The following is a 15482-nucleotide window of genomic DNA, read 5'->3' as shown; positions in this document are numbered from 1 at the left end:
TACGCATTGACTATGTTTAGACAATCTGCTTCACCACTCCCAGAAGAAGTTGATGGTGACTATGAAAAATATGGTGTTGGTCCGCAGTATGTATTTCGTTGTGTCGTTAATAAATAATGTGTGATGCTATATCTTATTTTAAAAAATCGGTGGCGTTCAACATATAAGGTTTTTTATAATGGATGGTAAAATCATGTACAGTAGTGAAATTATTTCATCGTCATCAACGATGATTGTCGACGGAAAAAAGTGGTGCTCATTAAAAATCTGAAAGAAGAGATGTTAAGGTTTGAAGATGAAGCCAAAACTGACTGGCTGTTTCCTAATCCTATGCCGTTTGGTCTGGAACGAGTTATGACTCAGCAGTGAGTGCGGGCTTATCTAGGATTTCCGATGGTTTATGTTGAAGCAAAAATTGTTATGACTGCTTATAGGGGGGGAAGAGATATATACCTTACCTGTTCCTCATCAAAATAGTTCTGTCGGATTTACCTATAACAAGGATTTATTTGCAGAAACCGTGATTTTTAATCCACTGAAGCGAGCAAAGGGGATTCATATTGCGCTGGAGAAAAAGCGACTTGGTGGCAAATGAATATTGATATCGAACACTTGTGAAGCAATTAGGTAAACCTTATCAGGATATTTATGAACAAGGTTTAATTCCCTACAAAACAAAACCAACGATTACTGTTAGTGATGATATTTCCAGGCTGGATATGAGGCGAGAAGGAATATTTTCATCTTTTATCAATAACCAGAAAAAATCTTGAGGAAGTAACTTTGCGGTTAGAAGATGAAAAAAAAACGGCTTGGTTATTTCCTAATCCGCTGCCATTTAGTCTTGCACCAGTAATGACGCAGCGATGGATGCGCGAACGCTTTGGATTTCCCATAGGTTATGGCGAACGCAAAACGATAGAGAGCTATAGTCGTCGTATTAGCGAGGTATACCCACTGTTGCCACCTAATCAGAAAATGTCTGTTTTATTTGCTTATAATTCTGATTATTTTGTTGTTAGTGTATTTTTTATTGTATAGAGCATGCAATAGAAATTAAGGCGGATCTCGCGAGTATAAGGTCGTCTGGCAATTGGCGTTCGAAGTGAAAAGTTATTAATGTAGGGGATATCACCTGGGGAAGAAGTATATATTAAGTAAAGAGAGGTGTGCAGATATTCCAGATATTATTTTATGTTTATTATTCTTTGTTTGATAGGAGTAGCCGGTTTTTGTCTGTTATTAAATGTTATTGCCTCACTCTTTAGGTTGAAATAGATGCGATTGAGTATTCTAATTAATAACTACTGTATCGCTGATATATAAAAGGAAATTCAATGTCCAAAGATTTTGTATTACTCGGCGATAAAACCACGCACGGCGGTGCTGTTATTTCCGCATCCTCCACCATGATTGTAAATGGAAAGCCTGTAGCGCTGGTGGGGGATAAAGTCAGCTGCCCGATTCCGGGACATGGCACTAATGCCATTATTGAGGGAGCGCCGGAATGGTCTTCCGATGGTAAAGCCATCGTGGTCGATGGCTGCAAATGTCAGTGCGGTTGCCAGGTGATTTCCGGCGCGCCGGAATGCGCGATAGGATAAAAAATGGGCTGGGTACGAACAAAAGCATTGACCATGGAGCAGCCATCGGCTCCTTCACTGACCCGATGGCTGTTTGCCGGTGTACTGATGGCGATTATCGGTGTCCTGCTCTTTATCCTCCATGCTTCCGGCACCGTAAAAATTCTCTCAGTGATAAATATCTGGTGGGTATCCCTGATGCCTGCAGGATGCTGGTTGCTGATTTTTTGTCTGCGTTGCTACCTGTGGGACAGGGATCTGAAAGCGCATCAGTTCTTGCTGAAAGAGGCGGAATACGGACAGCAGAGGTGGGAAGACTGGGCCGGGCGCTGGCTGGCCGTTCTGGGCAGTGCAGTGCTGTTGCCGGATCATTTTTCTGCGGCGCATTGGGGGAGTGAGCGGCCTCAGCAATACGGACTTACCCGCAGGATTAATTACCTTCCGGTAGAAGAGCCCGTGCAGTTGAGTGCGATGCATGCGCTGCTGACCAGTATAGAAGAGCGCGTGCAGTGCCTGCCGGAAGAGCTACCGCTGTATGTCACCCTGATCACGGATAATCCCTCGCCTGAGCTGACCAGCAGTTTCAGTAATCTCTGGAAAGAACACATTCCTGGCCGCGCCGTGCCTGATGATATTACCGTTACCGGCTCATTCTCACTGTCGGAAGTGGAGGAGCGCCTGAAGCAGCCTGTACTGACGGTCAATTTACTCCTGGTCATCCAGCTCAACGGTGGTACAGCATACTCCGACGGGCTGGCCGTGCTGCTGCTGACCAGCGATGATGTGGCGCAAAAATACCATCTGCCGCACTCATCACGGCTGTTACGTCCTATGCCCTTAGATATGACGAACTTTGAAGACGATATCACCCTGTTTCTGGAAACCCAGACTGTCGCCTGTCAGACGCCCTCCGTTATCGGGGATGCAAAAAAATGGACGGAAAGAAGCGCCGCGCTTATCACGCAGGGCGGCAAAATGCATACCCCATGGAAAGCTGAAGATATCGCGCTGCTGGAAAAATGGTGCGGTATTCCGGGACCCGCAGCGCCCTGGCTCCTGGCCGCCCTGGCAGCCGATCTGGTCAGCCTCCGTAAACAGCCCCTGCTGGCGTTATTTTCCAGCGAACAGGAACATTTTATCAGTACCATCACCCCAGGGAGTGAAGATGAATATACCGGGTAATGGCCTGGGCCGGTTTGGCCTGGCCGGGCTTACGTTGGCCGGGATGGCTGCAATATGGTGGGGGATCACCCGCTATGGCGGCATGCTGAATATCAATACGCGGGGCGAGCAGGTACTGGCGTTTGTCCTGGTCTGTCTGGCGTTGGTATTTGTTTTTTACCTTCCTGCAATGTCCCGCCGTGTGAAGGAGAGTTTATATCGCCGGCAGTCGCAGCAGGCCAGCGTCTTACCCGGCGAAGAAGGGCGCGTGGCGCTGACACCTCCCCATCATATTACGGTGGGGGAAATTCGCCAGACTCTACGCTATCAGTATGGACGCGCCTGGTCCCGCAAAGTCCGTATTCTGCTGATAATTGGCTCAGTCAGAGACGTAGAACAACTGACCCCAAAGCTCACGCAGGAACTCTGGCAGGAAGATCAGGGTACATTATTGCTGTGGGGTGGAGACCCTGGGGCAGCGGTAGATAACGCCTGGTTCACAGCGCTGCGTAAACTGCGTTATCGCCCGGCTGATGGTATGGTGTGGGTAACATCGGGCTTTGACGGCGTTTTGACAACGATGAACAGAACGAAGCCCAGGCTCACGCCAGATGAAATGGACAGTGTGTCTCACTCTCTAAAGCTACGCTACGAAGCTCTTGGCTGGAAACTACCCCTATACGTCTGGTCGCTGTATGAGGGGGGCAACGAAAAAAATGGACGTATCACTCAGCCTGTAGGCTGCCTGTTACCTGCAGGTAGTACGCCGCAAATAGTTGCCGAACAGTTCACTGCCCTGGCGCCGTTACTGATAGAGCAGGGCATCCAGCAGATATGCGGGCAACCACAGCACAATTTTTTACTCGCGCTGGCCGATCAGTTGACCCGTAAACCGGAAACGGTGACGGAGCCGTTATCGGTACTGCTTAATCCTTACCGCCCGCAGCCGCTGGCCGGAGTGGTATTTAGTGAGGCGTCAGTAGAGGCTGGTCGCAGTGTCCGTCATCACTGGGGACGGGATAACCGCTGGGAAACGATACCAGACTCAGTGCTGTGGTTGCCAGCCGGTCTACGTCCGCGCAAACAGGGAGTCAACTGGATGCGTGGGATGAGCGTGGCAACTGCCGCCCTGATGTTACTTTGGGCCGCCACTCTGCTGGTCTCTTTTATCGCCAACCGCGAGCTGGTGGCGACCGCACAGCAGCAGGTGCAGCAGGCCTCGGCGGGAAAACAGCCGCTGGCCGTACGCCTGCATGCGCTCTCCGCGTTACAGAAAACGTTTTCTAAACTGGAATACCGCTCGCAGCACGGCGCGCCGTGGTACTTCCGCGCTGGCCTCAGTCAGAACGATGACCTGCTGGCGGCGCTGTTTCCGCGCTACGGAGAGAGGGCGCAGCCGCTGCTGCGCGATGCGGCAGCAGCGCACCTTCAGCGGCAGCTGAACGCCTTCGCACAGCTGCCGCCGGACAGCCCGCTGCGTGAGAAGATGACGAAGACCGCTTACGACCAGTTGAAACTGTACCTGATGCTGGCCCGCCCGGAGAGAATGGATGCTGCGTGGTTTGCGGGAGCGTTGATGCGCGAGTGGCCGCAGCGTTCCGGCGTGGCGGACGGCGTCTGGCAGGGAAGCGGCCCTTCGCTGCTGGCATTTTACGCCGCCAGCCTGGTGTCGCATCCGCAGTGGCGTCTGCCTGTCGATGACGGTCTGGTCAGCCAGGCGCGCACACGGTTAATTCGACAGCTGGGCCAGCGCAACAGTGAGTCCACGCTTTATCAGAAGATGCTCGCGCAGGTGGCGAATCAGTATGCCGATATGCGCCTGGCGGATATGACTGCGGACACCGATGCTTCGCGTCTGTTCAGCACTGATGAGGTGGTGCCGGGAATGTTTACCCGTCAGGCCTGGGAGCAGACCGTGCAGCCGGCCATTGAGAAAGTGGTCGCGGAGCGCCGCGATGAAATGGACTGGGTGCTGAGCGACACGAAGCAACCTGCCGCGCAATCGACGTCGCCGGAAGCCTTGCGAGCCCGGCTGGCGGAGCGTTATTTCGCTGATTTCAGCGGCGCCTGGCTGGATTTTCTCAACAGCTTACGCTGGCAGCGCGCGGCGACCCTCTCCGATGCCATCGACCAGCTGACCCTGATGGCCGATGTGCGCCAGTCGCCGCTGGTGGCGCTGATGAACACCCTGAGCGTGCAGGGGCGAACCGGCCAGACCGGGGAAGCCATCGCCGATTCGCTGGTCAAATCGGCCAGGCAGCTGTTCAACCGTGACAACCCGCCCGCCATCGATCAACAGTCCGGCGCGCGCGGTCCTCTGGATGCCACCTTCGGGCCCGTACTTGCGCTACTGGACAATCGCGACGGCGGGACGCCCACCAGCCGTCTTAGCCTGCAGACCTTCCTGACCCGCGTCACCCAGGTGCGTCTGCGCCTGCAGCAGGTCACCAACGCCACCGACCCGCAGGCGATGACCCGCCTGCTTGCGCAGACGGTGTTCCAGGGCAAGGCTGTGGATTTAACCGAAACGCGCGACTATGGCAGCCTGGTGGCGGCGGGACTGGGCCAGCAGTGGAGTGGTTTTGGACAGACGCTGTTTGTTCGCCCGATGGAGCAGGCCTGGCAGCAGGTGCTGGCTCCGGCGGCGGAAAGTCTCAACGCCCAGTGGCGCAGCGCGGTGGTGGAAGACTGGAATAGCGCTTTTGGCGGCCGCTACCCCTTTAAAAATACCAGCAGTGAAGTCTCTCTGCCGCTGCTGGCAAAATATCTCAATAGCGAGACCGGGCGCATCGCCCGCTTTCTGCAGACCCGGCTGAACGGCGTACTGCATAAAGAGGGGAGCCGCTGGATGGCGGACAGTATCAATGCCCAGGGGCTGATGTTTAACCCGGCCTTTCTGCAGGCGATGAATACCCTGAGCCATCTCTCCGACGTCGCGTTCGCCAACGGCGAAGCGGGTTTGCATTTTGCGCTTCGCCCCGGCACCGCGGATGGCGTGATGCAGACGGAGCTGGTCATTGACAGTCAGAAACTTGTCTATATGAACCAGATGCCGGCCTGGCGGCGGTTCAGCTGGCCCGCCGACACCGAAGCGCCGGGTGCCAGTCTGAACTGGATCAGTACCCGGGCGGGCACCCGCCAGTATGGCGATTTCCCGGGCGCCTGGGGCTGGATCCGCCTGCTGGATAAGGCGGTGGTCAGCGCTTATCCCGGAACGAGCAGCAGCTGGAGCCTGAGCTGGAAAGCGCCGGATGGTCTGTTGCTGAACTACACCCTGCGTACCGAGGCGGGGGAAGGACCGCTGGCGCTTTTGGCCCTGCGAAACTTTACGCTACCGGAGACGATATTCAGCGTGCGCGCGCCTGCTGAGCGTGTTCCGCTGACCGACGATATACCCGGCGAAGAGGGATACTGAAACCGCCTCCCTCACTGATTCGCGTTGACCTGCGACGCCGGGCCTCCTCTGCTCATGGCCGCCCGGCGGCCAACTAATCTGACCGCGCAGCCATGCTGCGTGTCTCCCTGTAGACGAATAAGGGAATATTCATAATGGACGATTTAACCCTGCGATATTTTGACGCTGAAATGCGCTACCTGCGCGAGGCTGCAAAAGCGTTCGCGCAGGCTCACCCCGATCGGGCGGCGATGCTGGATCTCGATAAAGCCGGCACGCCGGACCCTTACGTTGAGCGCCTGTTTGAAGGCTTTGCCTTTTCCGTAGGTCGCTTGCGCGAAAAAATTGATGATGATCTGCCGGAGCTGACCGAGGGGCTGGTCAGCATGCTGTGGCCGCACTATCTGCGCACCATTCCGTCGCTATCGATCGTGGCGCTGACCCCAACGCTGCCGGCGATGAAGATGGTGGAAACGGTGCCCGCCGGGTTTGAGATAAGCTCCCGCCCACTGGGGCCGAAAAATACCGTGTGCCGGTACCGAACCACCCGCGATCTGACGCTTAACCCGCTGGCGTTAGAGGAGGCGGTGATGACGGCAGAGCCGGACGGACGTTCGGTCCTGCGGCTACGCTTCACCTGTAGCGAGCTGGCGGACTGGTCGCAGACCGATCTCCGCCGCCTGCCGCTGTACCTGGGGGAAGACGCCGTTACCGGCAGCGCCCTCCATCTGTGGCTGACCCTACGCCAGGCCGCGCTGTACCTGCGCCTGCCGGGTCAGACAGAGCGGGTAAGCCTCGACGGCTATTTTTCCCCGGGGGGATTCAGCGAGGAGGATCGTTTATGGCCGAAGGGGGAGAGCGCTTTCAGCGGCTATCAGTTGCTGCTCGAGTACTTCACCTTTCGCGAAAAATTTATGTTCGTGCAGCTAAATGGCCTGGAAAACATCACCCTGCCGGCGGGGATATCGCATTTCACGCTTGAGGTGGTGTTCAGCGAGGTCTGGCAAAGCGATTTACCCGTCAGCGCAAGCAGCCTGCGCCTGCACTGTGTCCCGGTGATTAACCTGTTTACCCTCGAGGCCGATCCGTTGACCATCAGCGGCCTGGAGAGCGAATACCTCCTGCGTCCGAAGCGCCTGCAGGACGGGCATACCGAAATCTATTCTGTTGACAGCGTGACCGGCTCCGGGCGCACCGGGGAGGCACGCTATGTGCCTTTCACCCGCTTTCGTCACCAGGGGGGAATGATGCGTCGCCATGCGCCGGAGCGCTACTACCACACCCGCGTCAAACGGGGCGTCACCGGCATGCACGATACCTGGCTTATCCTCGGCGGACAACAATGGGAGACCGACCGGGCGCTGGCGCGGGAAACGGTCTCCTTGCGCATCACCGGCACTAACGGCCAGCTGCCGCGCCGGGCGCTACAGAGCACGCTGCTGGATCGCTGTGAGTCGATATCAGCCACGTCGCTTACCGTGCGCAATCTCTGTAAGCCCACGTTGCCGGCCTATCCACCGTCGGAAGACCGCTATCACTGGCGGGTCATGAGCCATCTGGGCACCCGTTTTCTCAACATGATGAGCAGCGCCGAGGTGCTGCGCGGCACGCTGTCGCTCTACAACTGGCGGGAGGATGAGCTCAATAATCGCCGTCTGGACGCCATTCTGGCGGTCAGCCATCACCGAATTCAGCGTTTCGAGCAGGGCTTCTTGCTGCGCGGGCTGGATATCGAAGTGACGCTCGACGGCAGCGGATTTACCGGTGCGGGCGATGTCCACCTGTTTGGCGACATGCTCAACCACTTTTTCGCGCTGTATGCCGATATGAATCAGTTCAACCAGCTGACGCTCATTGTTCAACCTGAAGGGAAATGTATCCGGTGGAAAGAGAATCACAGTCTGCGCCTGCCCGGCTGATGGCGCAGCTCCGGCCTCAGTTGCCGTACATGAATTTTTACCGCTTCTGCCAGTTGCTGGAGAAGAACCATCCGAAGGCGCCGATCATCGGCAGCGGCTGGCTATTAGGTGATGAACCCATACGCTTTCGCCCGCATCCGGGGATGGGCTTTCCGGCTGGCGAAATCCGCGGAATGGACGATCCTGAACCGCCCCGACCGCCGGCGGTTCGCGTTGCTTTTATGGGGCTCTACGGCGTGGAATCCCCGCTGCCGACCCACTATAGCGATGACATTGCGCAACGGCGGGAAGGCGTCGAGGCGACCGAGGATTTTCTCGATATCTTTAACCATCGGCTGATCGCCCAGTATTACCGTATCTGGCGCAAATATTCCTACCCGGCAACCTTTCGGGCGGGGGGCACGGACAACACCTCGCAGTATCTGCTGGGCCTGGCGGGGCTGGGCATACCGGGATGTGCCGCCGTTGCCGCAGCGCCGCTGTCGCGATTTCTGGCGTTGCTGCCGGTGATGATGCTGCCAGGGAGATCCGGGGAAGGCATGGAGGCGCTGGTGGCGCTCCTGGCCCCGGGGACCCGGGCGACGGTGTACCACCACGATCCCTGCCGGATCCCCTTGTCGCAGCCGTTAACGATGAGCATCCGCCAGCCGGTTAGCCTGCAACATAGGCCAGTGATGGGAACTCACGCCACGGATGTGAACGGTCAGGTGTTGCTGCAGCTGGCGACGGAAAAGCCTGATGAGGTCCGCGGCTGGCTGCCTGGCGGCGAACTGTTCAGCGACCTGATGGCGCTCCTGCACGTCTGGCTCGGATCTCATCTCGACGTGCGGCTGCAGCTTTGCGTCGCCCGCCATTTACTGCCGGATGCGCAACTTTGCTGCCAGCAGGCGCGTGCCGTCCAGCTCGGGAGAACGGCTGTGCTGCAACCGCTGGATGCGCAAAAGCAGGCTGACGACAGGATCACGATTTATCTGGGGCGCTATCAGCGCGTCCGGGAAAATATCCACCGCAGGGAGAGCGATGAAGATGGCGATTACCGCAGTTAAATCCTCCGCCAGGTTGCTGGCATTCCTCATGGTTACCGTCTTAACCGGCTGCGGCCTGACGCAGACCGTAAAAGACGGCGCCGTTTCCGTGACCCAGTCCATTTTTTACCCCCAGGTGAAAACCCTGCATCTGGATCTTCGCGCCCGGGAAGGCGTCAATAACAACGCCAAAGGCGCTTCCCTGGCGACGGTGGTGCGTATTTACCAGCTTAAGGACCGGCAGGCGTTTGACAATACTGACTACCCGTCGCTGTTTGCCGGCGATGGCCAGGCGCTGCAGGCGGACCGGGTGGCGGAAAAAGATGTTCGCCTGCGTCCGGGCGAATCGGTGACCGTCGATATGCCCATGGAAACCCGCGCGCAGTTTGTGGCGGTGGCGGCCATGTTTATCGATCCAGACCTGACGCAAAACAGCTGGCGGCTGGTACTCACCCGGGACGATCTTGACCCGGCCAGGCCGCGCATTATCGAAGCCAGCCAAAACCAACTGACGCTGCAACCGCTTAAGGAGAAGTGAAAATGCCTCGTCCCTCCCTGTATGACATCCTGTACGGCAACTTCGCCGGCGGGCTTGATCTGAATACTGTCAGCGAAACGGATCAGGTCATCCTGTCGGTGCTCGATAACATGCAGCGCATCCTTAACTGTCGGGCCGGAACGCTGGCTCATCTGCCGGACTACGGCCTGCCGGATATGACCGCTATCCTCCAGGGCATGCCGGCGTCGGCGCACCAGCTGATGAGCACGTTGTCGGCGGTATTGCTGAAATACGAACCGCGCCTGCAGCGGATTGCGGTGGTGATGCTCGATCAGCATGCGCCCGGCGAACTGCGCTATGCCATTGATGCGGAGCTGAAGGATATTGGCCTGGTGCGTTACGGCACGGAGTTTATGCCTGAAGGCAGGGTGTTGATCCGCCACCTCAAACGTCAGCAGTACCTTGACGCCCGTTCCGCTCTCTAATCTCTCGCTGAAAGACATCATGATGACAACACACCACGACCGTCACTATAAAACCGGCGGCGACCCGCGCACGCTGGCTGATTTTATTGCCCTACGTGCGGAAATGAACAAGCTCAGCCACCCGGCGCGGCCGGATATTAACTGGCCGTATGCCGAGCAGCTTGCCCGCTCGCTGCTCGAGCATCACGGCGCGGATCTGCAGACTGTCGCCTGGTATACGCTGGCCCGCGCCCGGCTGGGCGGGCTGGCAGGGATCCACGAGGGACTGTCGCTAATGGAGTCGCTGCTGGCCCACCAGGGTAAAAACCTGTGGCCGCAGGCGCTCCCGGCCCGCGCAGAGATCTTCCGCACCCTGAGTAAGCGGCTGCGGCAGGTGATCCGCACTCTGAGTCTCGCCCCGGCGGATCTCGAGTCGCTTGATCAGGCTGAACGTTCGCTGCAAAGCTTCGACGCAGTGCTCCAGCGCTTTGAGATCGCGCCTGAAAACCCGCTGAGCGACCTGCGGGCGCTGTTGCACAGCACGGTAAGCCGCTTCGAGAATCTCGACCCTGCGCCAGCGCTCCCCACCGCGCCGCCGGTGGCGGTGTCTGACGCGGAACTTCCCGGCGCTCTGGTCAGCGAAGAGGATGCGGCAAAGGTTGAACCCGTGCCAGAACTAAAACGTAGACCAAAGGCTGAGCCGCTTGCGCCGCCTTTACCTGCAAAGCGGCCCGCGCCAGTGGTGGCGTCTTCTCCGGCACCCGCGCCGCGCTGGAAGCCGTTTGTCGCCGGGATGGTCACCATGCTGGCGGTGACGGGCATCGCCGTCGGTGGATGGCTGGCGTTGCGTCAGTCCGATTTACCGCCCATTTCGGTGACCCAAAATGTGATACCGGGCCTGCCGGGGGCATCTCCCCTGATGCCGGTGGATCTGCCTCAGACGCAGCGCCAGCTTGGCGAGCTCGCCCGCCTGGCGCCGGACTGGGCGGTAAGCTACGGCGACCAGCTGGTCCGGCAGGCCCTGAGTCGCTGGCCGGATCAAGCACAACCGCTGGCGCAGCAGTGGCGGCAGCAGTTGAGCGCTGCCGCATTGCCCGCGGAAAACCTCACCGGCTGGTCCGAGGGAATGCAGCAGCTGCAGCGGCTCGCCGGCCAGCTCAATGCCCTCGACGAGCAGAAGGGGAGATACCTCACGGTGAGCGAACTGAAAACCGCAGTGTTTGCCATCATGCAGTCGTTTAACCGCGCCGTTCCGCTGGAGGAGGAGCTACGCCAGCTGGTCGCGCTTCCCGTTGATCAACCCTGGCCTGCCGCCCGGGGAAGCCTCGCGGAGCTGCATCTGCAACAGCTGATCGTGGAGTATGCCCTGCTGAAGCGAAAGCAGTCGCCGCCCGCTGAGATCCCCCTACCGGTAAGCCCTCAGTGAGTGAGGCGGTGAAATAAAGTGTGCGCATGGCAACATTTTCTTTACATCATGATTGCAAGAACCGAACGCCCTTCGTAGTCTGAAAATGATTTAAATATACCATTTGTGTTTATATTGAAAATTTCATTTCGACCTCTGAGGGCATGCTATGAAGCACTGTAAAATCATCCTGTTAGTGGGGTTACTGGCCAGTTCCGCCTCGGCTTTGGCGGAGAAGATCGGCGTCTCAATGGCCTACTTCGATCAAAACTTTCTCACCATTATCCGCCAGTCCATTGAGAAAGAGGCCCGCGCCCGTCATGTCGACGTGCAGTTTGAAGACGCCCGCGGCGACACCGGACGCCAGGCCGACCAGGTGCAGAGCTTTATCGCCTCCGGCGTGGACGCGATCATCGTCGACCCGGTGGACTCCGCCAGCACCCCGCAGCTGACGAAGATGGCGCAGCAGGCCAAAATGCCGCTGGTGTATGTGAACCGGACGCCGGGGGATAAAACGTTACCGCCTGGCGTGGTGTTTGTCGGTTCGGACGAGCGGGAGTCCGGCACATTGCAGATGGAGGCGCTGGCGAAGCTGGCGAACTACAAAGGCAATGTCGCCATCATGATCGGCAATCTCACTGACGCCGGCGCGCTGCAGCGCACCAAAGACGTGGAGCAGGTGGTGGCCAAGTATCCGGCAATGAAAGTGGTGCAGAAACAGCCGGCCAACTATTCCCGCAGCGAGGGAATGGATCTGATGCAGAACTGGACAGGCAACGGGGAAGCGATTGATATTGTGGCGGCGAACAACGACGAGATGGCGATTGGCGCGGCGATGGCGCTGGAGAAGAGCCAGAAGAAGCTGTTGATCGGTGGGATCGACGCCACCCCGGACGGGCTGAAAGCCCTGGCCAGCGATAAGATCCAGGTGACGGTCTTCCAGGACGCCGTCGGTCAGGGCAAAACGGCCTTAGCGGTAGCGCTGAAGCTGATTAAAGGAGAAAAGGTCGAGTCTCATGTCTGGATCCCGTTTGAGTTAGTGACCAAAGAAAACATGCAGACCTATGTGGAAAAGAGTCATTAACGGCAAGGCGCACGTTAACGAACTTTGCTGATAAAACCGGGCTGATAATGTGACGCCCGGGCAACGAAACCGGAGGAAAAGACATGGCAACGGCAAGAAGCGGCTATACGCTGCAGGTGATAAAGGCAGGGCAGCAGGGACATGTTGAAATGAGGTGGGGGCATCTCGCGGAAGTTGATACGCGGGCGGCGGCGGCGGCCATCGTGCAGCAAATCGGGCGACCATCGTCAGCGGCGAGCCAGCAGGAGATCAGTCTGTCACTGACCAATGCCGCCAGCGGCATCTCGGTCGAGCTTCATCACCCGGCCTCCGGGGAAAGCGCCACCCCGGCTTTCATCGAGGGCGAGTTAAAGAAAATTGTGCAGATCGTTGATGGCTATGAGGCGGCTGAAGAGACCCATATTGTGGAGTAGCGTGCCGTCCGGGTAAAAAAAATCCACGCCGGAGCGTGGATTTTTATGGCGCGGTGGTGGCGAAAATGCCAGCCAGCGGGATCAGACGTTGAACAGGAAGTTCATCACATCGCCATCTTTCACGATGTAGTCTTTGCCTTCTGCACGCATTTTACCGGCTTCTTTTGCACCCTGTTCGCCTTTGTAGGTAATAAAGTCTTCATAGGCGATGGTCTGCGCGCGGATAAAACCTTTTTCGAAGTCGGTGTGGATCTTACCGGCTGCCTGCGGCGCGGTTGCCCCGACCGGGATGGTCCATGCGCGAACTTCCTTCACCCCTGCGGTGAAGTAGGTCTGCAGATTCAGCAGCTCGTAACCGGCGCGGATCACGCGGTTGAGGCCTGGCTCTTCGAGACCCAGCTCGGCCATAAACTCGTCGCGGTCAGCGTCGTCCAGCTCGGCAATATCGGACTCAACGGCGGCGCAAACGGCGACGACCACAGAACCTTCGGCGGCGGCAATTTCACGGACTTTATCGAGATAAGGGTTATTCTCGAAGCCGTCTTCATTGACGTTGGCGATATACATGGTCGGTTTCAGCGTCAGGAAGCTGAGGTATTTAATCGCCGCTTTGTCTTCGTCGGTCAGGTTTTTCAGTGAACGCAGCATGCCGGCATTTTCCAGCTGCGGCAGGCATTTTTCCAGCGCCGCCAGCTCAGCTTTAGCGTCTTTATCGCCGCCTTTAGCTTTCTTCTGCACACGGTGGATAGCGCGCTCGCAGGTGTCCAGATCGGAAAGTGCCAGCTCGGTGTTGATAACGTCGATGTCGTCAGCCGGATCCACTTTGTTGTTAACGTGGATAATGTTGTCGTTTTCAAAGCAGCGAACCACGTGACCGATGGCTTCGGTTTCACGGATGTTGGTCAGAAACTGGTTGCCAAGACCTTCACCTTTGGACGCGCCTTTCACCAGGCCCGCGATATCAACGAATTCCATCGTCGTCGGCAGGATGCGCTGCGGTTTGACGATTTCAGCCAGCTTGTCCAGACGCGGATCGGGCATCGGTACGACACCGGTGTTCGGCTCAATGGTACAGAAGGGGAAGTTGGCCGCTTCAATACCCGCTTTGGTGAGCGCATTGAACAGGGTGGATTTGCCGACGTTGGGCAAACCGACGATACCGCATTTGAATCCCATGATTTAAATCACCTTAATCTTTGGATAATCAACCTGTTATAAGCAACAGATTGCAGAAAATTGAATAGCTTTGCCTATTATACACGGTGCGCGGCAAAAATGCCGCACGACAACGGCTTATTGCGCCTTAAAGGCATGCAAACGGTTGGTGGCTTTGGTCAGCCCGTCCTTTAACCAGATTTCCGTGCAGCGCGCCGCTTCGTCTACGGCATCATCAATCAGTTTCTGCTCGCTGGCCGGCGGTTTGCCGAGTACAAAGCCGACAACCTTGTTTTTGTCACCCGGATGGCCGATCCCGACGCGTAAGCGGTGAAAGTTCGGGTTATTGCCGAGCTTACTGATGATGTCCTTCAGGCCGTTGTGGCCGCCATGGCCACCGCCAAGCTTGAATTTCGCCACCCCCGGCGGCAAATCCAGCTCATCATGGGCGACCAGAATTTCATCCGGGTTAATGCGATAAAAGGTCGCCATTGCAGCCACCGCTTTACCGCTGAGGTTCATAAACGTCGTAGGAACCAGCAGGCGAACGTCTTCGCCCGCCAGATTGATGCGCGAGGTGTAGCCGAAGAACTTGCTCTCTTCGCGCAGCGGCGCACGATGGCGATCCGCCAGTAAATCTACATACCAGGCGCCAGCGTTGTGCCGGGTGGCGGCATATTCCGCACCGGGGTTGGCCAGGCCGACAATCAGTTTAATGGTCACGTTTTCTATCCTGCATGGAGCATTCTCTGCCGCGTAGTGTACTGTCTGCGGGCGCGCTTGACAAAGTTCTGCCCACGAGACAATACCAGCATTGATGATTACCCACCTGAATCATTAGAATTTGATATTGTTCAGAGGCTTATTTGTAAATATTTGTCTAATCGGTGTTCACTAATGTGATCGTGGGCGCACTCCAGGGCAGGGACCCTGTCTATACTACACCTATAAGATTTGGGGATATTCCCTGGCAACCCAAAGTCCGGAGGTGACACATGAAACGCAAAAACGCTTCGTTACTCGGTAACGTACTCATGGGGTTAGGGTTGGTGGTGATGGTTGTGGGGGTAGGTTACTCCATTCTGAACCAGCTTCCGCAGCTTAACCTGCCGCAATTCTTTGCGCATGGCGCAATCTTAAGCATCTTCGTTGGCGCCGTGCTCTGGCTGGCCGGTGCCCGTATTGGCGGCCACGAGCAGGTCAGCGACCGCTACTGGTGGGTGCGCCACTATGATAAACGCTGCCGTCGTAATCAGCATCGCCACAGCTAACCGCAAAATGATTTTCCGCATCGGCCGGTAACGGCCGATGCATCTTCATGTTTTCGTTTCTTTCATCTTCGTTTTGTTCCCGTCGCCTTACACCCTGTTTTGTCCAGAT

13 protein-coding genes and 4 pseudogenes are annotated in these 15482 nt (G+C 57.1%); 15 read left to right on the top strand and 2 right to left on the bottom strand.

What is annotated here, in order from left to right:
• The 14 genes and pseudogenes from CWM58_RS06570 to CWM58_RS06510 form a co-directional block, all read left to right on the top strand.
• Window positions 1-117: pseudogene (locus CWM58_RS06570) on the top strand (sulfatase modifying factor 1); the annotation flags it as partial.
• Window positions 118-249: 132 nt separating this feature from the next.
• Window positions 250-477: pseudogene (locus tag CWM58_RS06565) on the top strand (DUF6392 family protein).
• A gap of 114 nt (window positions 478-591) precedes the next feature.
• Window positions 592-773: pseudogene (locus tag CWM58_RS29385) on the top strand (DUF6392 family protein).
• A gap of 10 nt (window positions 774-783) precedes the next feature.
• Window positions 784-1041, top strand: a complete 258-nt coding sequence (locus CWM58_RS29220; protein WP_100680551.1) for a DUF6392 family protein — start codon at window positions 784-786, stop codon at window positions 1039-1041.
• 296 nt (window positions 1042-1337) lie between these two features.
• Entirely contained in the window at window positions 1338-1604 is a 267-nt protein-coding gene (locus tag CWM58_RS06555) for a PAAR domain-containing protein (protein ID WP_100680550.1), read from the top strand.
• Window positions 1605-1607: 3 nt separating this feature from the next.
• Entirely contained in the window at window positions 1608-2765 is a 1158-nt protein-coding gene (locus CWM58_RS06550) for a type VI secretion protein (protein ID WP_100680549.1), read from the top strand.
• Window positions 2749-6159: an ImcF-related family protein gene (locus CWM58_RS06545; protein WP_100680548.1), complete on the top strand. Its 3411-nt coding sequence runs from the start codon at window positions 2749-2751 to the stop codon at window positions 6157-6159. The genes CWM58_RS06550 and CWM58_RS06545 overlap by 17 nt, the downstream gene beginning before the upstream one ends.
• Before the next feature lie 134 nt (window positions 6160-6293).
• The gene (gene tssF, locus CWM58_RS06540) at window positions 6294-8057 is read left to right on the top strand and encodes a type VI secretion system baseplate subunit TssF (protein WP_100680547.1); all 1764 of its coding nucleotides are present in this window, start codon (window positions 6294-6296) and stop codon (window positions 8055-8057) included.
• Window positions 8058-8086: 29 nt separating this feature from the next.
• Window positions 8087-9103, top strand: a complete 1017-nt coding sequence (tssG, locus tag CWM58_RS06535) for a type VI secretion system baseplate subunit TssG (protein WP_165785726.1) — start codon at window positions 8087-8089, stop codon at window positions 9101-9103.
• Window positions 9084-9620: a type VI secretion system lipoprotein TssJ gene (gene tssJ / locus CWM58_RS06530; protein ID WP_100680583.1), complete on the top strand. Its 537-nt coding sequence runs from the start codon at window positions 9084-9086 to the stop codon at window positions 9618-9620. The genes tssG and tssJ overlap by 20 nt, the downstream gene beginning before the upstream one ends.
• Before the next feature lie 2 nt (window positions 9621-9622).
• Complete coding sequence (gene tssE, locus CWM58_RS06525; RefSeq protein ID WP_004152261.1) at window positions 9623-10066, top strand: type VI secretion system baseplate subunit TssE; 444 nt, start codon at window positions 9623-9625, stop codon at window positions 10064-10066.
• 19 nt (window positions 10067-10085) lie between these two features.
• Window positions 10086-11488, top strand: a pseudogene (locus CWM58_RS06520) (VasL domain-containing protein).
• Between the two features lie 131 nt (window positions 11489-11619).
• A complete protein-coding gene (locus CWM58_RS06515; RefSeq protein WP_032730670.1) occupies window positions 11620-12534 on the top strand; it encodes a sugar ABC transporter substrate-binding protein in 915 nt (304 codons plus the stop codon).
• 83 nt (window positions 12535-12617) lie between these two features.
• Window positions 12618-12947 carry a DUF1869 domain-containing protein gene (locus CWM58_RS06510; protein ID WP_100680544.1) on the top strand — a complete coding sequence of 110 codons (330 nt, stop codon included), beginning with the start codon at window positions 12618-12620 and terminating at the stop codon, window positions 12945-12947.
• Window positions 12948-13028: 81 nt separating this feature from the next.
• On the opposite strand, the gene ychF is transcribed toward CWM58_RS06510, so the two are convergent.
• Both ychF and pth read right to left on the bottom strand, forming a co-directional pair.
• Window positions 13029-14123 (bottom strand): redox-regulated ATPase YchF, encoded by a 1095-nt coding sequence (gene ychF, locus CWM58_RS06505; RefSeq protein WP_008804380.1) that lies wholly within the window; start codon window positions 14121-14123, stop codon window positions 13029-13031.
• Between the two features lie 117 nt (window positions 14124-14240).
• Window positions 14241-14825 (bottom strand): aminoacyl-tRNA hydrolase, encoded by a 585-nt coding sequence (pth, locus tag CWM58_RS06500; RefSeq protein ID WP_004180389.1) that lies wholly within the window; start codon window positions 14823-14825, stop codon window positions 14241-14243.
• 272 nt (window positions 14826-15097) lie between these two features.
• On the opposite strand from pth, the gene ychH reads away from it, so the two are divergent.
• The gene (gene ychH / locus CWM58_RS06495; RefSeq protein WP_002910437.1) at window positions 15098-15373 is read left to right on the top strand and encodes a stress-induced protein YchH; all 276 of its coding nucleotides are present in this window, start codon (window positions 15098-15100) and stop codon (window positions 15371-15373) included.
• Window positions 15374-15482 lie beyond the last annotated feature (109 nt).

Origin of the sequence: Klebsiella sp. H-Nf2 (assembly GCF_002806645.1) — a bacterium.
Classification (GTDB): domain Bacteria; phylum Pseudomonadota; class Gammaproteobacteria; order Enterobacterales; family Enterobacteriaceae; genus Klebsiella; species Klebsiella variicola.
This window is presented reverse-complemented; position numbering and strand designations above follow the sequence as displayed.